This window comes from Helicobacter valdiviensis (assembly GCF_003245365.1).
GTDB lineage: Bacteria > Campylobacterota > Campylobacteria > Campylobacterales > Helicobacteraceae > Helicobacter_D > Helicobacter_D valdiviensis.
In genome coordinates, this window is the sequence record NZ_NBIU01000019.1 from 18,084 (window position 1) to 40,030 (window position 21,947).

Below are 21,947 nucleotides of genomic sequence, written 5' to 3' on the forward strand. Positions count from 1 at the left end.
AAGTGCCAACACAATTCCAACCAATACAAATGCTTTTTTCATCTGTTCTCCTTAAAGTTTGATAATTTTCGCACCAAATCCACCCATCTGTGGAGGAGCATCAATAAACTCCAATACTTTAGGGTGCGTGCTTAAAAAATCTCTTACAACGCTTGATAATCTTCCTGTGCCTATTCCATGATAGACTAATACTTCATCAAAACCTGCAACAAGACTATTAGATATAAAAGTATCTAATTTTTCTATGGCTTCATCTGCCCTCATTCCGTGCAAATCAAGCTTTACTTGTGCATTTTTTGGATTTTCTACTTTAAAAGAAGCTTTTTTAATCTGTGGTTCATTTCCACTTTTTTTAAGATCTTTTAGGGAAACTTTAATTTTCATACCACTATCAAGCTCTATATTTGCACTCTCTTTACCAAGATTTAAAACAATACCTTTTTGGGAGAGATATTTTACTCTCTCTCCTACTTTAAAGCTTTTCTTTTCTTCCTCTTTTAGATTTTTCTTTTCTGTTTGCAGATTTTTTAAAATCTTACTTGCTTCATTCATACTTCTATGAATCTCTTTGCTATCTTGCATTTTCACGGCTTTTTTAGCCTCATTAATTGCATCATAATAGATTCTTTCTAACTCATTTTTGCGTGCTTGGTATTTATTTTCTAGTGTATTTTCTAAATCTTTTAAATTTTGTAATTTTTGATCCAAGCTTGCTCTTTTTTGCTCTGCTTTTTTAATCTCTTCTTGTAATTTAATTTCTAGTCTTGCTGAATTTTCTATAAGCTCATTAAGCTTTTCTTTATCCTCTCCATAGAGTTTTTTTGCCTCATTCACAAGATTTCTAGGTATGCCATAACGCACTGCTGTTTCAAAAGCATAGCTTTTTCCGATAGTGCCATCTAAAAAGCTAAAAGTTGGCATTTCTCTTTCTTCATCAAACAAAGCAGCTAAAAGCTGCACTCTTTTATCATGTGCCATCAATGCAGCTAGTCTTTTATGGTGCGTGGTGATAATAATTTTATTTTGACGCAATAACAAATTTTCTAAAAGCACTTTAAAAAGACTTGCAGCCTCATCACTATCTGTTCCTAACTCTATTTCATCTACACCAATGATTGCATTTTTTTGTGCTAGTATCTCTTTAAATTGCAACATTCTTCCACCAAAAGTAGAAATATCATTTTTACTATTTTGCGGATCTTCTAACACTAAATGGATTCCTTTAAAATTCCCTATACTGCTTTGGTTTGCTAGAAGTGGCATTGGCATAAGATGTTTGGATAGAAAAACTACACTAAGAAGCGATTTTAAAAGCATAGTTTTACCCCCTGCATTTACTCCTGTTACCATTAAAATCTCACCCACAAAGTCAAGATTAATGGGTTTTGGCTTTTTAAGTGCTGGATGTTTAAAGCCTCTTATAATAATTCTACTTTCATTTTCTTTAGGTGCTAAAAACTCATAATCTTTTGCTTTAGCAAACAACAATCTAGCTTGATAGGAATCAAATCTATCAAACTCTTTATTAATAAATTCCAAAAACAACAAATGCTTATTAAAAATACTTGAAAATTCCTTACAAATTTTAAAAAGCTCTTCCTCTTTTTTATTTTGCAAGTCTTCTAAGCGGTCCTTTAAGCTTGCCACACCTTGAGGAACAACATAAAAAAAACCTGTATTAGAGCGGTGCATAATTTGCCCCTTTAACACATGGCTAAATCCTGCTTTTAAAAGCAAACATTCACAATCATTCACCAAATGGATTTGCTTATCTACTAGATAGGGGGTAATTTTATTGTGGCTTAATAAGGAGCTAAGATGATTTCCTATCTCTCTTTTAACCTTACTAATCCCCACATTTAAACTATCCAATTCTAAATATTTGCCCTCTTTAATCTCTCCTTCTTGATTAAAAACTTCCAAAATCTCCAAGAGAGCTTGTGGGATTTTAATGGCTTCTAGCCATTCTAACAAAACTCCACTAACACGCAAATTCTTTAAATATCTAAAATAGCGAACAATCTTAATAAATTCATAAATTTCTTCTAGCTTTAAATATCCAAATTTCTTTAAAAGTTGTAATTCTTTATCAAGTTCTTTAAGAGGGGGTGGAGGATTAAAAGGGATTTTATCAAGCTCTTTAATAAAATTTAAATGTATCTTGCTATCCCCCTGCAAAAAAAGCTCTTTTTTGCGTGCTAAAAAGCTCTCATAGACTTTCAAATATTGCTCTAAATCTAACTGCTTAATGAGTTTATTCATTCTTTAATTTTACACCTTTTTAAAGAAAGAGTTTGGATATTTTTCTCTTTATCTACTAAAGTCATCGTGCCACTTATAAAATTAAACTTCTTATTATCTGCTTGTATTTCTTTATCCTTATCTATACATACTAAAACACTACCTTCTAAAAATTTCTGTGCCAAATAAGTGAGTTCTTTATCACCTTTTTCTTGATAAAAATTAAACACACCTATTCCAACTCCAATTAACAACAAAGCCACTCCAAGCCAAATTTTGAATTTTGCATCTATAATCTCTAATCTCACTAAAATTTGCATAAGCAAAATAATTGCAACTATAACACAAGCAAAAATAACCCAAAACATTTAAATGCCCCCTCTTAATTGATATGTTAAATCCCCTGCATTAAAACCAATCACAATCCCTTTACAAATAAGTTCTATTTCTCTTCCTTCTTTATAGACAATCAATCTATCCTGATCTCTTTGAATATAATCTGCAAAAATTGGATTATAAGAGGCAAAAAGCTTTTTAAAATCAATTTCTACTTTTTTCTCTCCTGCTGCATATACTGGCAGAATAATAAGCTTACTCACTCCTCTAAAGCATTCTACAAATTCTTCTAAGTTATCCAATACTCTAGAATATTTATGGGGTTGCCATATAGCCTGTATCTCCCCTCCTCCCACTAGTTCTTTATATTTTTGCAATGCTTCTAGCGTGGCTTTAATTTCTGTGGGGTGATGGGCATAATCATCAATAATAATACAATCTTGATGAGCCAAAATATCAAAACGCTTCTTAATACCCCTATACCTTTGAAGATTTCGCTTTAGGGTTTCTAAATCCAAAATATCCACAACACTTAAAATTGCCAATGCTGCATCTATTAAAATATGCTCTCCTAAACCATAAACTTCAAATTTTCCAAAATCACGCCCCCCATTTTGTAGCCTAAAACGCATTCTAGGCTCACCCTCTTTTAAAAAATATTCCACCTCACTAATATCCTTACTAGGATATAATCTAATCGCTTCTAAATCTAATGAACCTAAAAACTTATCTTCTGCGTTAATTACCCTTTTTTTAGCCTGTTTTAAAAAGTTATAATAAGCCTTATAAAACTCTTCTAAATTATGTCCATAAGTTTCCATATGTTCTGGCTCTGCATTTGTAACTATCGCACAAGTTGGATTGCATTCTAAAAAGCTTTTATCAGATTCGTCTGCTTCAAAAACCACTCCATTACCACTCAATGCTCGTGTGTTTGATTTAAACTCCTTGCTTTCTGCTCCAATTAATGCACTAAAATCTTGCATAATTGCACTCAAAATTGCAGTAGTTGTGCTTTTTCCATGTGCCCCTGCTACTGCATAGACTTTTTTATCCTGCAAAATAAGGGGTAGCATTTCCTTTCGTGAAAGCACGGGAATATTTTGTCTCTTTGCTTCTTTAATCTCTTCATTGTCTTCTTTAATAATTGCAGAATGCACCACTAAATCAAAATCTTTTATTACACTAGCATTATGAGGAATATTAATAGGTATTCCTAAGCTCTTAAGTTCTTTTGTCATACTTCCTTCATTGCAATCAGAACCACTTACAATAAAACCTTGTGCTTTTAAAAATTTTGCAATCGCTGAAATCCCAATCCCACCTATTCCAATAAAATGTATTTTCTTATAATCTTTTATAGACAATGTTTAATCCCCATCAATGCTTTTTTAATCTTCTCTTCTTCATAAACAAGTGCTAATCTTACATAGTTTTTTCCTGGATTTACTCCCCTTTCATCTATGCGAGAAAGAAAACTACCAGGTAAAACCAAAATATTTTGCTCTTTTAAAAGTCTTCTTGTAAAACTTAAATCATCTTCCACTTTAAGCCATACATAAAAAGTCTCACTAGGCACTTCTACCCCTAAAATCTCTTTAGCTAAAGTGAGATTTTTTGCATATTCATTGCGTGCATTTTGTGGATGTTCTAAATCTCCCCATGCTTTAATCGCTGCTTTTTGCAAAGGAAGTGGAGAAGCACAGCCTATATAAGTGCGATAAGTCGCATAAGAACTTAAAATCTTACTATCCCCTGCGATAAATCCACTTCTTAAACCTGGTGCATTAGAACGCTTTGAGATAGAATTAAGTGCTAAAACATTTTTAAATTCTTTATTCCCTACCGCCAAGGAGGCTTCTAAAATAGAATGTGGCTTTTGTAATGTGTAAATTTCACTGTAACACTCATCACTTAGGAGCAAAAAGTCAAATTCTAGTGCATATTTTACCCATTGTTTTAGCTCTTCAAGACTTAAAGTAGCCCCTGTAGGATTGTTTGGAGAATTTAAAATCACTAAATCGCATTCTTTCATTTGCTCTTTGCTAAGAGTTGGTTTAAAACCATTCTCCTGTGTAAGATTCATATAAATACTTTTAGCACGCGATGCAATAGCAGCACCCTCATAAATCTGATAGAAAGGATTTGGGTGAGCTATGGTTGGATTTTTTTTAGAAAATAGAAAAAATTGTGGAAAATTAAACAAAACCTCTCTTGTGCCAAAAGTTGATAAAAGTTCATTTTTTTGCAACTCTACATTAAAACGCTTTTTGACAAACTCACGCATTGTGCTATTTAGCTCTTCTTCACCTGCTGTTTTTGGGTATTTGTTTAAAAGCTCTACATTTTCCTTTAAAGCTTGCGTAACAAGGCTAGGAGTAGCAAACTGGGGTTCCCCTATAGTTAAAAGTATGCTTTCTTTGTTTGTTCCTATATCTTTAATAAGCCCTTGAAGCTTTTCAAAAGGGTAGGGTTGAAATTCCATTATCCTCTCCTTTTATTGCGTTTATTAGAAGTTTTTCTTCCTGCTTGAGCTTGCCTTGTGCTTCCTCTTTTACTTCCTTTTTTGTTTTGTGTTTTTAATTCCTCTCTAGGCTTTTGTTTATTACCTCTATTTTCTCTAGGTTTAGCCTCTGCTTTTTGTCTGCCTCTTCTTGCTCTTGCTCTTTTAATAGGTTCTGCTTCTAATTCTTTTTTAAAAGCATTCAAATCTTTTTTATCCAGTCCAATTTTATTAGGCCCCAAAACTTCTTGTTCTTTTAAAACCATAGAAAGAAGCTTACAAACAAGTTGTGTCATATCTGCATTCCCTCTAATTTGCTCATACACTCTTAAGGCTTCATCACTAATTGGATGCTTTAAAATCTTCTCTAGCCAAAAAGTATCTTTTTTACTAAGTGTATCTTCTAAATTTGGTATCTCATAAAGCTCTATAGTAGCTTTTGTATTTTCTTTAATGCGTCTAATTTCTTTAAATTCTAGAGGTGTTGCAAGGGTAATAGCAATTCCCTTTTTGCCCGCTCTTCCTGTTCTTCCAATCCTATGCACATAAGATTCTGGATTTAGTGGAATATGAAAATTAAACACATGGCTAACTCCACTAATATCAAGCCCTCTTGCTGCAATATCTGTAGCTACTAAAATATTTACACTAGAATTTTTAAAAGCTTTCATAGACTGCATTCTCTCTCTTTGCTCCATATCACCATGCAAAGCTGCTGCTTTATATCCATGATTTTTCAATCTCTCTGCTAAAATATCTGCCTCTTTTTTCATACGCGTAAAAATAATTGCCTTAGCAGGCATCTCGCTATCAATCAAGCGCATAATAGCATCTTCTCGCTCTGCTTCATTGATAATATAATAGCGTTGGGTAATGTCTTGATTAGTGCTATCTTCTTGGGTAATTTTAATAAGCTTAGGGCTATTTAGAATCTTTTGTGCTAAATGTTTAATGGGAGTTGGCATTGTCGCAGAAAATAAAAGAGTTTGTCGCTCATTCTCCAAATAAGTAAAAATCTCTTCAATATCGTCTAAAAAGCCCATATCTAGCATTTCATCTGATTCATCTAAAACTACGACACTAGGATAAAAATTTTCCAATCTATCATTTCTTAAATGATCTAGCAATCTTCCTGGAGTTGCAATCACTACTTGTGGCTTTTTAGCCAAAAGCTCTACTTGACGCCTAATAGGCTGTCCCCCTACCAAAGAGATTGTTTTAACTTTATTGTATTTTCCTAATTTAAAAATCTCATCACTCACTTGCATAGCCAACTCTCTTGTAGGAGTTAAAACCAATGCTTCAATTTCCCCATTGTGCTTTAAATTATTCACCAAAGGGAGTGCAAAAGCTGCTGTCTTACCTGTGCCCGTTTGAGCTTGTGCTATTACATCTAATCCATCTAAAATAAGCGGAATCGCTTCTTTTTGGATAGGACTTGGCTCACTAAAGCCTGCCTCTTTAATACCTTTTAAGATATTTTTTTTAAGTCCAAATTCTAAAAATCCGCCCTCACTGGCTTCATTAAAATCATCTTGCTGTTTTTGTCTGGTTTTTTTTACTTGATTTCTCATATTTTTAAAACTTTATTTGTAAATTGTTTAAAATTATATCATACTCTTTTTAACTTCACCTACTCACTAAAGCCAAATCTATTAACTTTTTGTGAATTTGTAAGGGTTTTAATAGGGGTATTTTGATTAACTTTAAAAGTTTTTATCTCTTCAATAAGCTTTTGGGGACTTTCCCAAATATGCATTGAATCTATATAAATTTCACTAAATTCTATTTCTCTAACCATTCCTAAAAATAGAATTTGCTTGGATGCAACTTTAACACAATTAAATTTATTTTGTTCTAAAATCTGCATTTTAAGTTCCAAAGCACTTTTTTCATCAGAACTTACAACTAAAAAAAATTTTTTATACATTCTATCTATCTTTTGTGAATATAAATATAATTTTTTATCTCCTTCATTCAATCTATCCTTATTTAACCTCTCTAAATACTGATACATAAAGCTTGTCGCAATAGGTGGCTTTTCATTCTCAGGATATTTAAAGTAACAATTTTTCATGGCTGTAGATTTTAAAGATTTGTGATAAATTTTATCATCCAAAATAGTCGCACAAATATCTAAACCATTTTGTATTTTCTTTTGAAGCATTTTATGAGTTTTTAAAAACAAATATTCAAAAGATTGAAAATGATGTTCATAAAATCTTCTCTGCATAGAATCTAAACGCACATACCTTGTATCTAATTTTTGGATTTCACCTTTTAAAAACTCTAATTCTTCTTTGATTTTTTCTTGCTTTTTTAAAAAATCAGAATTTTTAGGATCACTTTGCAATCTTCTTGTAAGAATTAATAATTCACTTTTTAAACTTGCAATTCTCTTATCATACATTTTTAATGTATCTTTTGTGTTTTCAATCGCAGCTTTTAGGGCTTGAAAATGTGTTTGTTCTAATAAAAAATTGTTTTCAAAGATTTGCTCTATACGGATATTTTGGTTACGCGTTATATCATTAAAAGAAGTTTCAAGCCTAGTAATCACGCTAAGCTCTTCTACAAAATCATCTTTTGCTACAGTTTTATCATTAAACAATAAAGTATCCAAAACCTTAAACACAAAGCGTTTCACCAAGAAAAAATCCAATAAAACCAAAGAGTTTTCAAACCGCAAATCATTTAAAAAACTAATTGCCAAAAATTCCTGATAAAAATATTTTTTAATTGCTTCTGTGATTTTTATAGTAAGCGGAACAGCATTTAGCGTATCATAATCTGTATTTTTGTAGATTTGTTGCACTCGTGCATCACGCAAATTAGCCTCTAGTGTCTCTAGCTCCTCATCACTCTCACTATGCCAAAAATTACTCTCTTTTAATAAACTATTTTTGCTAAATTCTTGAAATTTTGAAACCCTACAATCTGTAACTTGATGGTTATCATTGCAACGAAACTCCACAAACATTCCAACCATAGGAATAACTTTTTTATCATGCCAAGTTTCTTTGGTAAATTCAAATAGCATTTTAGAAACATTAATCACAACCCCTTTACCATTGCTATTTAAATACCTAACGATCTTGCCATGCATAGTTTTAGCCTTTATTATAAAGCTCTAAATATTCTTTCTCCATATTGGTTTTTAACTCTTCATACCAATTTTCTCCATTAGGCGTAATAGAAGGGAGATATTTTACAAAAAACTTAGAATTATTAAATTTTAGCTTCCCAATCTCTAAATTTTTTCTTGTTCCACAAAAAACTATAGGTTGCACCTTTAAATTGTATTTTTCTATTAAAATTTTCGCACCCATTTTAAAGGGCAAGAACTTTTCTTCTCCATTAGAACGCGTTCCTTCTGGAAAAATACAAAGCACTCTATTATCTTCTAATCTATCTTTAGCTTCCTTTAGAAGATAAATAAGCTCTTTTTTGCTTTCGCGATTGATTAAAATCATTTTAGGGGCTTTAAGTGCATGCCCATATAAAAAGGGCTCTCCTAATTCTTTTTTGGCAATCCAGCAAAGATTTTTAGGATGCTTTGCTTCTAAATAAATCACATCCATAAAACTTTGATGATTCATCACTAAAATTTGTGCCTCTTTATCAATTTCTCCAATCTCTTCTGCTTTAACAAAAAAAATCTTATAAAAAAAATCTGCAGTAATCTTTCTAATTTTTCTATGGTATTTTGGCAATAAATACATAAACAAAATACTAAAAGGTATCACTAAAAGCGTATAAACAACGGCACTAACCGCTCTAATTTTGGATATCATTTTCTTTTACCCACCCTATTTTTCCATCTTCTAAAACTATTTTATAATAACCTCTTTTTTGCGTAATCACATCTACTTTTAAAGTCCCTGTTGTTTGCAGGATTATTGTTGAATTATAAGTAGGTTGGATACGCACTATTGCATTGGGGATTAAAGTTGCTGAAGTTCTAATAGAGAGAATATAGACTATTCCTACAAGCGGCAAAATAGCAAAAATAATAAAAATCCACTTTCTTTTATAAAAATACAGTCCTAAAAATAACAATGCCACCACAATAAGTATTAAAATTTGATAAATTTGGTAATTATTCTTAGGTTTAATATCGCTTTGCGTGCTTACTCTATCATCTTCTGGTAAATTTGGAACTTTTAATTCTGCATAAGAAGATTTCTCTGTATTAAAATATTCAAAAGAAATTTCTTCTAATTCTTTTGAGACAATCACATAGTAAAAAACTTCCATATTAGAGATATCACCACTTTTACTTTCAATCCCTTGTTGCTTGTATTGTTTTAGCTTAAAATCTAGTAAATTTCCCACCTTGCTTTTTAACTGAAATACAGCAAGATTATTATTTTCATCATAAGAAGTGATTTTTGTGTCTTTAATAATAAGTTCTTGTGCAATTACTGAAGAAAAATTAGATTTTTCCAAATTAATTGCCTTTCCGCTTATACCCTTTAAAACTTCTTTGGCTTCCCCTTCTTTAGTGTTTAACGTAATACTAATATCTGGGATTTTATAGTTTGGTTGTTTGATTTTAAGATAATAAGTATTTGTTAATGTTCCATCCCCTTGAATGCTCCAATTTTGATCTTTATTTAAAACCTCTATAGAAGTTTCATTGCTAAAATCTACCACAATGGTATTATAAGAAGAAAACGCCATCACCCTAACTTCATAAGGCACAATTTGATTGACATACAAAATCGCACTAGGAGGATTTAACAAATCTACATAAAGCAACTTTGAGGCTATTAGAGGATTAGGAACAAATTGTTCTTTTTGAGGATTTTTCACACTAGGATTTAACAAATCCTCCCCAAACTCTCCTTTACTCTCCACCTCTTTTTCTTCTATAAGAGGTGTATTTTTTGTATTTTGCTCCTGCAAAATCTCTGCTTGTTTGAAAGTATTTTGCCCAGATTCTTTGTGTTCATAGTTTGGATTATAATTGCTTGCAGGGGTTTGTGGAAACATTTGCGTTTCTTCTGCAAACATATATGTAAACAAAGCAAGAAATAAAATCAAAACCTTCATAAGACTTTATAAAACCCTCATAAAACTTTCAAGCATTTTATATCCGCCACTTTTACCCAACACATTTTCCATAGCTCTTTCTGGATGAGGCATAAGCCCAAATACATTTTTTTCTTTATTGCAAATTCCTGCAATATTGCTTAAAGAGCCATTAGGGTTTGTTACATATTCTAGCAAGATTTGATGGTTTTCTCTAAGCTCTTCTAAGCCTTGTGCATCAATAAAATAATTCCCTTCTGCATGTGCTATTGGAATTTCTACAATTTCATCTTTTTGAAATTTTTCTAAAAACACATTTTGATTATTAACCACTCTTAAAGGCTCTACTTTAGAAATAAAATGCAAATTTTCATTACGCTTCATTGCACCCGGCAATAAGCCACTTTCTAGCAAAATCTGAAAACCATTGCATATTCCAAGCACATATCCGCCTTTTTTTGCAAAATCTGCCACTGCCTTCATAATAGGAGAAAAACGCGCAATAGCTCCACTTCTTAGATAATCTCCATAACTAAAGCCACCTGGTATTACAACTAATTTTGTGTTTTTAGGCAACTCTTCTTCTTTATGCCATACAATCTGTGTTTGTGCTCCCAAAAGCTTGAAAGCATACTCCATATCATACTCACAATTGGTTCCTAAAAATTGTAAAATCGCAACACTCATTTTTATAGCTTTACCTCATAATCTTCAATCACTACATTTGCTAGCAATGTTTGGCACATTTGCTCTACTTCTTTTTTAATTTCTTCTTTATCCTCGCCTTTTACTTCTAAAAGTATTCTTTTCCCCACACTCACTTCTTCTATATTTTTATGCCCTAGAGAATGCAAAGCGTGACAAATTGCCTTACCTTGAGGATCTAAAACTCCATTTTTTAATTTAACAATCACTTCTACTTGCATATATTTCCCTAATTTAAAATTCTCTTTAAAATTTCTTCATAAGCCATTTTAACATTGCCTAAATCTTGTCTGAATCTATCTTTATCTAACTTTTCTTTAGTGTCTTTATCCCAAAACCTACAACTATCTGGAGTAATCTCATCTGCTAAAAGTATTTCTCCTTGGCTATCTATTCCAAATTCTAGTTTAAAATCCACCAAAATTAGATTTTTTTCATCAAAGAATTTTCTTAAAACCTCATTGACTGCTCTTCCGTTTTCTCTTAGTTTATCTAAAACCTCTATAGATTTTGCACAACCTAAAATCAAAGCATGCTCATCATTAATGAGTGGATCTCCTAGTGCATCATCTTTATAATAAAATTCTACTAAAGTAAAAGGCAATACACTCCCCTCTTTAATACCTAATCTTTTAGAGAGAGAACCTGTTGCTACATTTCTTACAACAACTTCAATAGGAATAATATTTACTTTCTTGCAAAGCATTTTATCATCGCTTAAAGTTTCTACATAATGTGTTTTAATGCCATTTTGCTCTAAAAGTTTGAAAATTTCTGAAGAAATTTTACAATTTAAAATCCCTTTCCCTTGCTCACTTCCCCTTTTTTCAGCATTAAAAGCAGTTAAATCATCTTTAAACTGCGAAACTACTAAATTTGCATCCTCTGTAAAAAAAAGTTTCTTTCCTTTTCCCTCATACATCATTTCTTTAATTTGCATTGTTTGTTCCTTTAGAATTAATTAATGATAAAGTTTTAACCACATCAATGGCACTCTTTAGTTGAATATCATTCATAATTTGTGCTTTTGTGATTTGGTTTGTATTTACTTCAGCTTTCTTAGGCTTATCTTTTGTGATTTTCTCTAGCTCACCTGCTAAATGTTTTTTGAGATCTGATTCTTTTAAGGTTAGTAAATTATCCTCATTAGGAACAACGCCTGGTTGCACTTCAATATCTGGAGTTACTCCCACTGCCTGGATTGTTCTACCGCTTGGCAAATAATATCTTGCAATGGTTAGTCTAATGGCTTCTTTTTTCTCTGTAGGTAAAACTACTTGCACGCTTCCTTTACCAAAAGTTGTTTCACCCACCAAAACTGCTCTTTTATTATCCTGCAATGCACCTGCTACAATTTCACTTGCACTTGCACTTCCATTATTAATCAAGACTGCTAAAGGCACATCTGCATAAGGAGTTTTAGCATTAGCTTTATATACAACATTCTCATCCTCTACTCTACCTTTTTGAGAAACAATAATTCCTTCTTTTAAGAAAATATCGCTTAATCCTACAGCCTGATTTAATAAACCTCCAGGATTATTTCTTAAATCTAACACAATACCTTTTAAATTCTTAATCTTTTTTAGCTCTTCCAATACTCTTTTACTAACATTTTTATCAAAAGAAGTTACTCTAACATAAGCATAATCTGTCCCCTCAATACCTTTTACATAAACAGATTCTACTTTGATATTATCCCTTACAATATCAAAAACTAAAGGCTTTGGAGTATTTTTTCTCACAATGGTTAATTGCACTTTTGTTTTAGGCTTTCCACGCATTTTATTGACTGCATCATCTAGGCTCATACTAAGCGTGCTTTCATCATTAATCTTTAAAATAATATCTCCACTTTTTAAGCCTGCTTTATCACCTGGACTCCCTTCAATAGGAGCTACAATTGTAATTCCTCCATCTTTTAGAGCAATTGTAATACCAATACCACCAAATTCCCCATTAGTCTGTATCTTTAACTCTTCAAATTTTTTCTCATCTAAATATGCTGAATGTGCATCAAGATTAGTTAAAAGCCCATCAATAGCTTTATCTACAATCTCATCTAGCGTAAGCTCATCCACATAATAATTCTCAATTGTCCCAATAACCTTTCTTAGTTTATTGTAAGCATCTAATCTAGAATTTTCCGCATTTTTTGCTTCTGCATAAGCTTGCATGCTTAATGCCAACAACAATACTAGAAACCAACCACCAAAATAAGCTCGAATCTGTTTCATTCTCTCAACCTAAAAGTAATATAAGCTAAGGATTGTATCTCAATCTCTCTTAAAAAAAATATAAGTATGAATTTTTTGCTCTTTTAGCTAAGAAGTCTTTAATTTTAGAAATAAATATTATTGAAGTATAAACTGTTTAGTTGTCTCTATAGAGTGGTACGCCCGGAGGAATTCGAATCCCCGACCTACAGGACCGCAACCTGTTGCTCTATCCAGCTGAGCTACGGACGCACAAGGGGTAAAAACTGGTGGAGTGTAGGAGGATCGAACTCCTGACCTCAACGCTGCCAGCGTTGCGCTCTCCCAGCTGAGCTAACACCCCAAAAGCTACTTTAAGCTTGGGATTTTACCCAAAGGTTTCTTAATTTTTCAATAAATTTTTAAATTTGGCAAATAACTTGTTAAATATTTTTCAATTTGCTCTTGCAATTCCTCTAAAGTTCCTGTATTTTCTATCACATAGCTTGCTTTTTTTTTCTTTTCCTCCATAGACATTTGATGAGAAATTTTTAACAATGCCTCTTCTTTGGAACAATGATCGCGTAATATCACACGCTCTAATTGTATATTTTGTGGAGCATAAATCAACAAACTCTCTTTAATTTCATAATTTTTTGTTTCAAAAAATAAAGGAATATCAATAAAATAAAAAACTTTTTTTTCTTCCTCTATTTTAGCAAGTTTTAAAATTTCCTCTTTAATTTTAGGGTGTAATAAAGCCTCTAATTTTTGTTTTTTGTCTTGATTATTAAAAACAATTTCTCCTAATTTTTTTCTATGGATTTTTCCTTCTTGTAAAATTTCCTTGCCAAATTCTTTTACAATTTCTGCTTGACATTCCTCAAGCTTTAAATGTGCTATGCTATCAGCACAAATCACCTTATAGCCATAGAGTTTCAAAAGGGAAGCACTCGTGCTTTTACCGCTTCCTATACCCCCACTAAGCACTATTGCATATTTTAAACTCAATTTTTGGCAATCCCATTTAAAGCATTTTTAATACCTTTTGGCAAGACAAATGCACTTTGGTGCAAAATAGGATGATAATACTCTAAATCCTCTAGCATATCTGCCCTTTGGAGTGCAATATCTGCTGTTGGATGATATTTTTTAGAAGCTAATAAAAAGCAATTATCCATTCCATAATCTAAAGGCAACACAAAAGGCATTTTTACCCTAAACTCCTCACACAATAATGCCATTTTTGCCTTAGCATCTTCTATATCCAATAGCAAATGAGGAAGCTCTGTAATCAATATACCCTCTTTAGCTAGAATATTTTCCACTCCGCCCTTGCAAGTAAAATCAAAAATAACATCATATTCTTGTTTTCTTTGTGCATTCTGCTCTAAAAATTCTTCTTTAGTTTGGGGGATATGTCTAAATCTTTTATGTTCCATCACTTCTTTAAAATGAGGGAAAAAGCCCACTAAAGATTCTAAAATCTTCAAATCAAATTGTAAAAAATCTACCTCTAAAAAATCATATTTTAAAAGCTCATAGGCAAGCTCTAAATTAAAACCTCCAGCTACCAAAACGCGTTTAGGAGTTTCTTTATAAGAGCAAATACCAATATGCGCTAAAAATTCACTTTTTGCTTTCATAAAACTTTGCAAATACAAATTATCATCAATCTTAGCAATCTGCAAGAAAGTATCGCTTAGAAAAATTTCTAAATGATGTTTTACGCCTTTTACATCACAAATTTTATTCTTAATAGAATACTCTTGTTGGATTTTATTAGGATAAGTTTTTGAAACCCACATTATTAGCCTTTTTATTTTTCCTAAGCGTATTGTATTTTTTGTAAAAAAAACTTTAATTCTTTACAAACTTGCATAAGTTTATACAAAATGAAACATAAAAAAATAAATTTTAAGGAAGTTTTCACCAAAAAACCCAAATTATCTTTGGGCTTTTTGATGTATTAATAAGAAGAAGTTTTAGAATCTAACACTTTGTAGTTATAAGGCTTATTATTCTTATCCCTTTCTAATAATTCTTTTGGAGCAGCTCCATTTACTTCTTCATGGCTATAATAGCGATCTCCTGCTTTTTTACCATTCATATCTACTTTATAGTGGATTTCTCCTGGATTTAGCTTTTGAATTTCTTCAAAACCTAGATTAGAAATTTTAAAATCTTTAATTCCATGAGCATTTGCAATCTCTACTAATTTTGCTTGTCCTAATCTTGCCATATCTAGTGCTTGAAGCAACATTCTTGAAGCTTCTCTTGGGTTGTGGAAACCTGTTGAGTTTTCAGCACCTACAAAATCTCCTCTCATTTGTCCTTTTCTATGAAGTTCTAAAACTTCTTTTAAAACTGCAGAGATTTTCTTATCATCTGGCTTTCCATTGCTTTGATATTTATCCATTGCTCCTAGTTTCTCACGCATTACTTTAATATCTTCAATCAAGCTTACAGTTGCATATTCTACACTTCTTAAGTCATAAGCAATAGATTGTTGGACATCTAAGATTTGCTTTCTTAATTGCTCCTCGCTTTGAGTGTGGCATGATTTACAAGCCCCATTAATATCTTGTAATGGAGAAGTGATATTATGCTGGGTTACCTTTTTAGCTCCTTTTCTTACATAAGGCATATGGCAATCTGCACAACTCACACCATTTGCAGCATGCACCCCACCGCTATAAAGTTCTGATTCTGGATGTTGGATTTTTAGCATTGGTGCTTTTGTGAATTTATGCTCCCAATCTTGTGGGAATACATCTCTTACTTTTTCATAATATTCATCAAACATTTCAATTCTAAAAGGCATTCCTTTTTTCCATTCACCCCATGGGAAAACTAGCTCTAAACCATCTACTTCAATTTCAGTAGGCTCATTACCCTCTCTCCAAACATCAATTTCATCATAAGTTTTTTGAGTGCCATTCCACCATTTTTTACTTACATCATTAGCAATGGATTCTCCCATAACTTTCACTTTAGTTCCTGTAGGTTTAAAATAATACTCCACATGGCATTGAGAGCATACTAGAGTTCTCATCTCTTCACGCGTTGCTTTTACACCTGTAACTGGATCTTTTTCATAACCTCTAAAATCTACTAAAGCATTAATAGCAGCTTGTCTTGTAACTCTTAGTTGCATATCATTTGGATTATGACAATCTGCACAAGTTACACCCATTCTTGTCCCGCCATGTAAGCCTGTATGATCTTTTACTCCTTCTACTTCTGGAACATTTTTAATCATTGTCCAATATTTAGTAGAGTTAAAAGAAATCCATTTTTCTCTTTCATTTTCGCCCTTAGAAGCATTTTTCAATAACCAAGGCGTCCAACCACTATGGCAATTCATACAAGCAGTAGGCTGTCCTCCAAAAGCTGCAAAGCCATGCGCATTTAAGAAATCTTTGTTATTTCTTGCTGTATCCATTTGATCTGCTTGAACAAAAAAATGTCCTCTTTCTTCATTTGCATCTAAACTAAAAGGGTAGCCCGCCCAAAGAACTGTAAGTTGAGGATAACGAATAAGCTTTGAATATGCTAAATTTCCACCAAATTCTGTTGGGATAGGTTCTTGAGTTTCTACTTTTAAATACATATCCAAATAATCTGGGAAATTTTTCCCCCACGCATCAAATGTGGGATTCTCATCACTCATCACTTCAAAGCCCTTTTTAGCTAAGCCTCCTACTCCTTCTTGCTGTTTTTGATTAATATCAGAATTTAACCAAACTAATCCGGCTAAAACAACCACAGCAATAACAATCAAACCAAGTAATAATGGTGATTTCTTTTGCATTTTTACCTCCTAAAATTAAAATCCTCTTTTATGCCCTACGCCTGCATGACATGAAACACATTTTAAAGCGCTATTGTTATGGGGATCTAGCGTAGGATTTACCACATTGCTTACCATATCACTATGGCAACGCACACAATTATTTTGCACCATATCTTTAGATTTTGGTGTTGCACTTAAGTTTGTAGGCAAAACATCTAACTTAAATGTAAAAGCATAGGCATGCCCTAAACCACTTTGTGCTTTTGCTACCCATTTTTCTACAAATTCATGGGGCAGATGGCAATCATTACAAGTTGCTCTTGGCTTACCTGCAATCTTTTGAGAATGCGATCCTCTTTGGTAGTCGTTATAAACCTCATTCATAATATGGCAATTATTACATGCTTCACTTTCATTGCTAAAATAAGACATTCCTTTAGCATTATAAAAAGTATATAATCCAAAAATAACGATTATCACACTTAAAGCAAGAAAAAGTATTGCCAAAAATGAAAGAGGTTTTTTAGAATTTCTACCTTCCAATTTACGCTCCTTTTTAAAATTTTTGAATCCAGCTTTTTAGATTCAATGGCAAAATTGTATTCTTTTTAAAAAATAATTTCCTTGATTTAAGTCAAAAAGTAAATGATTGGCAAATAAATTCTATCTAGTTACATCTTCTAAATAATCTTTTAAAAGAATATGGAGTTCTTCTTTTAGTTCTTTGGGTTTAAGTATCTGCATATAAGGAATCCACTGCTTGACAATGTTTAAAATCTCATCATAATAAGATATTTTTGTTTTAAGCACAAAACTGCTCTCATCTTCGCTTATAATTTCATAATTGTTTAGAATTTTTTTCCTAAAAAAATATTCTTTGGCTTCTTTTTTAAGCTTTAAATGCACCTCTTTATCTGCCCCTAGCCACATATTTTCATTATTTAAAATCTCCCGCATTAATTCTTTTCTAGGAATAAATTCCTCTTTGCTTTTTGTAAAATCCACCATTTTATTGAGTGCAAAATACTTTAAACCACCCCCCTCATCTGCTAAAACATACCAGATTCCTTTATTATTGACCAATTTATAAGGCTTTGCTTTTCTTAGTTTTTCTTTATAGAGGAAATGGATTACACAATGCTTTAAAATCGCCACACTAATTTCTTCAAAAAGTGCATAATCCACCTTTTCAAAACCATCATTTTTAATTAAAAAAACATTATTAATTTTCTCGCTCAATAAATCCACAATAAAGCTAGAATCTAACTTCGGATAAAGCTCGCTAATTCCACTAAGCGTAGCGAAATTTTGTATATCTTTAAAGCTTAATTTCCCCAAAGCAAAAGGCTCCAAAAAATATTTTCCATTTTCTTTTTTAATAGGCATAAAAGAAAGCCGTTGGTGTAAATCCCTATAAATTGTCCTACTATCTACACTAAACTCCTCTGCAAGCTCCTCAATGCTAATTCTCCCACCCTCATAAATCGCATTAAAATTTGTGCTAGACGCATTGCAAGTTTATCGTGAGTCATAATTTGCCTTATTTATACTTTAAGTGTTTCGTCGCTCGCCATAAAATTATCAAAATACTCCCTTGTTTCAAATAAATCATTAACACCATATATATTGGCTAATTTTACTAATCCTTGATTTGCTTGAATATAGTTTTTGCCTTGCAAAGCATTTTGCAATTCATTAAAACTCATTTCACTCATATTTTGTAAATTTATCGTATATTCTGTGATATATTTTTCTAAATTATTAATATTTTCTATCATTTTAGGCATAATTGCATCATATACTCTTTCAATCTCTTCTCTTCTTTGTTTAGCCATATCAGCTGCAGCACAAATTCCAAAAAATGCATTTATAGTCAAATCTATAGTTTTTGAAAATAAAATAACAGCCACAGAACAAATAAATATTGAAATTCCAATTGATAAAACATCTGCTATAGTTTCACCTAAAATTGTTTTTAACTTATTTGAAATTTCTATTTCTAATGCAACTGCAAATCCAACCATAATTGCTGAAAATAAAGATTTAAGAATGATTTTAATAAGTTCTGCATAATTCGTGATTTTTCCAGTTATATAAGAATAAATAGCATTCCATATTGATTTTGCTGCATCTCTAATATTAGTCCAAAGATATTTTAAGCGTCCACCTATCTTCTTAAAAAATTGCGATATAATGGTTATTAAACTATCAACTATCCCAAAACTTGCACCTCTTGCATAAGCATCCGAGCCTTTTTCGATTGTTTTAGTTATTATTCTTTTAATTCTGATACTAAAATCTTGCGAATTATTATCCATAAATTCATCTTTAATTTCCCACAAAGCACCACTTGCAAAAGTACTAAGCATAACAACCGCCATATCACTTGTTCCTGTTTGGTGGATATTGTTTAATGTTTCTTTGGCTTGATTTTTTAAAGTTTCTTTCATAACCTTATCACTATCTGTGTGGTTTTTATTCTTTTCATCACCTCGTGTATATCCTGCTTCTTCTTTATTAGAACCCATTTTAAGCTTAGTAAATTTTTCTTCATATTCTTTTAGAGTTTCTTTATTTTTTTCTGAAGGATGTTTTCTATAATTTTCTTTTGCTTGTTGTAATTTTTCTTTAGCATTATTATAGGTATTTTCATCCACTCTTACGCTATCTACTCCTTCAAAATACCTATTATATTTTTTACCAAGTATATTATCATTTACAGCTTTTAGTTGTTCTGTAGTAATATTGCCATTTTTATCGATTGTTATAACATCTATTAAGTTGTGATTTGTGGTGGCATGTTCCATTAATTTTTCATTTGTTGCTATAGCTTTTATTTCTTCTGGGCTATAATTTGCTAAAATATTTTCTTTTCTTTCTTGGCTGTATTTACCACCTATTTCTTCGTTATTATAAACTTTTTTAATATCAGCTAACTCATCTGTGGTGAAACTTTTTTCTCCTATTTTATAATAAGAACTTTGTATATTTTCTTTTCCTATTTCTAAAGTTTCAAAAAACTGCCCAAAACCATTCGGATTATCGCCATGTTGCTCTATAGCTTTTTGCATATTTGTAGTAAGTTTTGCACTTTCTACCATTGCGCCATAAGAATTTAAATCAAAAATATTTAGTTTTAGTCTCGCTAAACTTTGAGTACTTAGCTCATCCATTAATTCATCAAATAACAATTTTCCATTCATTTTATCTCCTAAATTTAAGAGGCTAAATCGCCTCTTATAAACTTTGAATTTTTTCGCTTAAATCTTTTGCTATTTGCACAGCTTTTTTAAATTCCTCATTTACTTTGCCATCTTCAGTTAAAACATTGACTTTACATATTCCGCTAATAGTTTTAACTAAATTTACAATATACTGCATATAATCTTTTTCCCCATTACTATATTTAGTATAATCATTTTCTTTAATAACCATTAATTTAAAAGTTGTTAATTCTTTTGATAATATTCCATCTAATTTTTGAATCATTTCTAAAGAATTCATAACAATATTTGCAATGGCATTTGTAGCAATTGTCGCAGTATCCATTTCTTGTGCCGCCGTTTTAGCTTTTGCCAAATTACTTCTTGCATCATCTAAAGCTTTTTCTCCCATTTTTGAGTATAAAAATCCTCCTACAGCCAAAACAGGTGCGGCTACTATACCACCTAATACTGCCATTCCACCAGCCATGCCAAAGCCACCAGCAGCCAAACTTCCGCCACCAAGCCAAGCTAAAGTAGCATTTGTAGCCGCTGCTCCACTTAAAGATGCTATTGCTGTTCCTGTTGAAGCACTAGCAAGCATCCCAACGCTCCCATATGCTCCAATTCCAGCTAAAGCTCCAGCACCCAAAGAAGCTATTCCACCTCCTGCTAATTCTGTAAAACTTACCACACTTTCTTTAGTAAATTTAACAAATTCTTGAATATTAAAATTTAAATCATCTTTTGAAAAATCTTGCACTTCAACATTTTTCATTTTTGAAAAAATTTCTACGAATTCCTTAAAAGAATTTTGATGAATATGCAATTTAGCACTACCTAAATTTTCCAAAGATTTTTCCGCACCGATTCTTGCTTGCTCTAATTTTTCTTTTGAATAATTAAATATACCCTCCGCACTATCGTTTATAGCTTCAGCTTTAGACTTATCTTGATAACCATCATAAGCTTTTTTTGCTCCAAAAGCACCTGCTGCTAATGCTATACCGCCCAAAATAAATGGAACTGCCATTTTAATTCTCCTTATTTAAAAAATTAATTCTATATTTTTTCTCTATATTAAATTTTTCTTGTAATGAGTTACAAATTTTTATATTTTCATTATAAAAATCAATTCTACTCATTTGCTTAGAAAAGTATTTTTCATACAATTCATCCACTCTACAAACCAAAGGACGCATATGATAAATTTTACAAGTATTATCATTTTGCAAATTTATACACACGCCATTATTATTAAATTCCTTTAACTCATCTACTTTGCCTATATTTTTACAACATGCCCCACAAGATGTGCAAGGAAAAATTTCATTTTTCATTACTTTTTATTTTTCAAAACCTCCTAATATCGAATTAATATTAATGCCTTTAGACTGGGAAATTATTTTTATATCTCCTTGATTTATTTTGTCTAAAGAAGTTTCTAAAATCTTCATAAAAAGTTTTATTTTTATAAGTTCGGTATCAGATTTTTTATTATAATTAACCTTATATTTATCAGCCACATCACACAAAATTTCTTTATATAAAACCCCAATTCCTCTAAAAGTATTTACAAAACTATTTCCACCAATTTTTTGAATCTCTTCTAAGATAACATCTAAATATTTTTGATGATTTGGATAATGTGCTTTATAAAGCTTATTGACACTTAAAAGTTCTATCCATCTTACAGAGCCATCTTTATCGTGTGTAATAATACTTACTAAATCATTCATTTCTTCATTTTTTAATTCTCTTAAAAACTCTAAATCCGCATCTTTTTTATATGCCATTTTATCTCCTTATTTAATTTGCACTTTCAATCAACAAAAGGGTAATTATACCCCCCCCCCCCCCACAATCCATCAAATTAAGGAAAAATAAATTAAATTTTTCATAAATCTAAATGTATTTTTTTTACTATAATTTTT

The 21,947-nt window shown here is 31.5% G+C and carries 20 protein-coding genes, 2 tRNA genes and 1 pseudogene; all 23 read right to left on the reverse strand.

The window, feature by feature from the left end; genetic code table 11:
* Positions 1-51: 51 nt before the first annotated feature.
* The 23 genes and pseudogenes from B6S12_RS06850 to B6S12_RS06960 all read right to left on the reverse strand — a co-directional run bounded on the left by B6S12_RS06850 (position 52) and on the right by B6S12_RS06960 (position 21,809).
* Positions 52-2,262 (reverse strand): endonuclease MutS2, encoded by a 2,211-nt coding sequence (locus B6S12_RS06850; RefSeq protein ID WP_111230056.1) that lies wholly within the window; start codon positions 2,260-2,262, stop codon positions 52-54.
* Positions 2,259-2,609 (reverse strand): hypothetical protein, encoded by a 351-nt coding sequence (locus tag B6S12_RS06855; protein WP_111230057.1) that lies wholly within the window; start codon positions 2,607-2,609, stop codon positions 2,259-2,261. Before B6S12_RS06855 ends, B6S12_RS06850 begins: the two co-directional genes overlap by 4 nt.
* On the reverse strand, positions 2,610-3,944 hold the full coding sequence (murC, locus tag B6S12_RS06860) for a UDP-N-acetylmuramate--L-alanine ligase (RefSeq protein ID WP_111230058.1): 1,335 nt from the start codon (positions 3,942-3,944) through the stop codon (positions 2,610-2,612).
* Positions 3,935-5,062: a succinyldiaminopimelate transaminase gene (locus tag B6S12_RS06865; RefSeq protein ID WP_111230059.1), complete on the reverse strand. Its 1,128-nt coding sequence runs from the start codon at positions 5,060-5,062 to the stop codon at positions 3,935-3,937. The genes murC and B6S12_RS06865 overlap by 10 nt, the downstream gene beginning before the upstream one ends.
* Positions 5,062-6,654, reverse strand: coding sequence for a DEAD/DEAH box helicase (locus tag B6S12_RS06870; RefSeq protein ID WP_111230060.1), 1,593 nt, complete (start codon positions 6,652-6,654; stop codon positions 5,062-5,064). The genes B6S12_RS06865 and B6S12_RS06870 overlap by 1 nt, the downstream gene beginning before the upstream one ends.
* Before the next feature lie 59 nt (positions 6,655-6,713).
* Positions 6,714-8,186: a hypothetical protein gene (locus B6S12_RS06875; protein ID WP_111230061.1), complete on the reverse strand. Its 1,473-nt coding sequence runs from the start codon at positions 8,184-8,186 to the stop codon at positions 6,714-6,716.
* Positions 8,187-8,190: 4 nt separating this feature from the next.
* The gene (locus tag B6S12_RS06880) at positions 8,191-8,874 is read right to left on the reverse strand and encodes a lysophospholipid acyltransferase family protein (protein ID WP_111230062.1); all 684 of its coding nucleotides are present in this window, start codon (positions 8,872-8,874) and stop codon (positions 8,191-8,193) included.
* Positions 8,858-10,096: an SH3 domain-containing protein gene (locus B6S12_RS06885; protein WP_181450988.1), complete on the reverse strand. Its 1,239-nt coding sequence runs from the start codon at positions 10,094-10,096 to the stop codon at positions 8,858-8,860. Before B6S12_RS06885 ends, B6S12_RS06880 begins: the two co-directional genes overlap by 17 nt.
* A gap of 45 nt (positions 10,097-10,141) precedes the next feature.
* On the reverse strand, positions 10,142-10,801 hold the full coding sequence (gene purQ / locus B6S12_RS06890; RefSeq protein ID WP_111230064.1) for a phosphoribosylformylglycinamidine synthase subunit PurQ: 660 nt from the start codon (positions 10,799-10,801) through the stop codon (positions 10,142-10,144).
* A 2-nt stretch (positions 10,802-10,803) separates the two neighbouring features.
* Entirely contained in the window at positions 10,804-11,040 is a 237-nt protein-coding gene (purS, locus tag B6S12_RS06895; RefSeq protein ID WP_111230065.1) for a phosphoribosylformylglycinamidine synthase subunit PurS, read from the reverse strand.
* A gap of 8 nt (positions 11,041-11,048) precedes the next feature.
* Positions 11,049-11,759, reverse strand: a complete 711-nt coding sequence (purC, locus tag B6S12_RS06900; RefSeq protein WP_111230066.1) for a phosphoribosylaminoimidazolesuccinocarboxamide synthase — start codon at positions 11,757-11,759, stop codon at positions 11,049-11,051.
* Complete coding sequence (locus tag B6S12_RS06905) at positions 11,749-13,056, reverse strand: S41 family peptidase (protein WP_111230067.1); 1,308 nt, start codon at positions 13,054-13,056, stop codon at positions 11,749-11,751. The genes purC and B6S12_RS06905 overlap by 11 nt, the downstream gene beginning before the upstream one ends.
* A 154-nt stretch (positions 13,057-13,210) precedes the next feature.
* A tRNA-Arg gene (locus tag B6S12_RS06910) sits at positions 13,211-13,287 on the reverse strand.
* Positions 13,288-13,302: 15 nt separating this feature from the next.
* A tRNA-Ala gene (locus B6S12_RS06915) sits at positions 13,303-13,378 on the reverse strand.
* A 47-nt stretch (positions 13,379-13,425) separates the two neighbouring features.
* Positions 13,426-14,025, reverse strand: coding sequence for a dephospho-CoA kinase (gene coaE / locus B6S12_RS06920; protein WP_111230068.1), 600 nt, complete (start codon positions 14,023-14,025; stop codon positions 13,426-13,428).
* Positions 14,022-14,822 carry a spermine/spermidine synthase domain-containing protein gene (locus B6S12_RS06925; RefSeq protein ID WP_111230069.1) on the reverse strand — a complete coding sequence of 267 codons (801 nt, stop codon included), beginning with the start codon at positions 14,820-14,822 and terminating at the stop codon, positions 14,022-14,024. Before B6S12_RS06925 ends, coaE begins: the two co-directional genes overlap by 4 nt.
* 161 nt (positions 14,823-14,983) lie before the next feature.
* Positions 14,984-16,828: an ammonia-forming cytochrome c nitrite reductase subunit c552 gene (locus B6S12_RS06930; RefSeq protein WP_111230070.1), complete on the reverse strand. Its 1,845-nt coding sequence runs from the start codon at positions 16,826-16,828 to the stop codon at positions 14,984-14,986.
* Between the two features lie 15 nt (positions 16,829-16,843).
* Positions 16,844-17,353, reverse strand: coding sequence for a cytochrome c nitrite reductase small subunit (gene nrfH, locus B6S12_RS06935; protein WP_111230071.1), 510 nt, complete (start codon positions 17,351-17,353; stop codon positions 16,844-16,846).
* A gap of 120 nt (positions 17,354-17,473) precedes the next feature.
* Positions 17,474-18,342: pseudogene (locus tag B6S12_RS06940) on the reverse strand (helix-turn-helix transcriptional regulator).
* Positions 18,343-18,354: 12 nt separating this feature from the next.
* Positions 18,355-20,013: a hypothetical protein gene (locus B6S12_RS06945; protein ID WP_111230072.1), complete on the reverse strand. Its 1,659-nt coding sequence runs from the start codon at positions 20,011-20,013 to the stop codon at positions 18,355-18,357.
* A gap of 34 nt (positions 20,014-20,047) precedes the next feature.
* Complete coding sequence (locus B6S12_RS06950) at positions 20,048-21,046, reverse strand: hypothetical protein (RefSeq protein ID WP_181450989.1); 999 nt, start codon at positions 21,044-21,046, stop codon at positions 20,048-20,050.
* 1 nt (position 21,047) lies between these two features.
* Complete coding sequence (locus B6S12_RS06955; RefSeq protein ID WP_111230073.1) at positions 21,048-21,353, reverse strand: YkgJ family cysteine cluster protein; 306 nt, start codon at positions 21,351-21,353, stop codon at positions 21,048-21,050.
* A 6-nt stretch (positions 21,354-21,359) separates the two neighbouring features.
* Complete coding sequence (locus B6S12_RS06960) at positions 21,360-21,809, reverse strand: DUF3944 domain-containing protein (RefSeq protein WP_111230074.1); 450 nt, start codon at positions 21,807-21,809, stop codon at positions 21,360-21,362.
* Between the last annotated feature and the right edge of the window lie 138 nt (positions 21,810-21,947).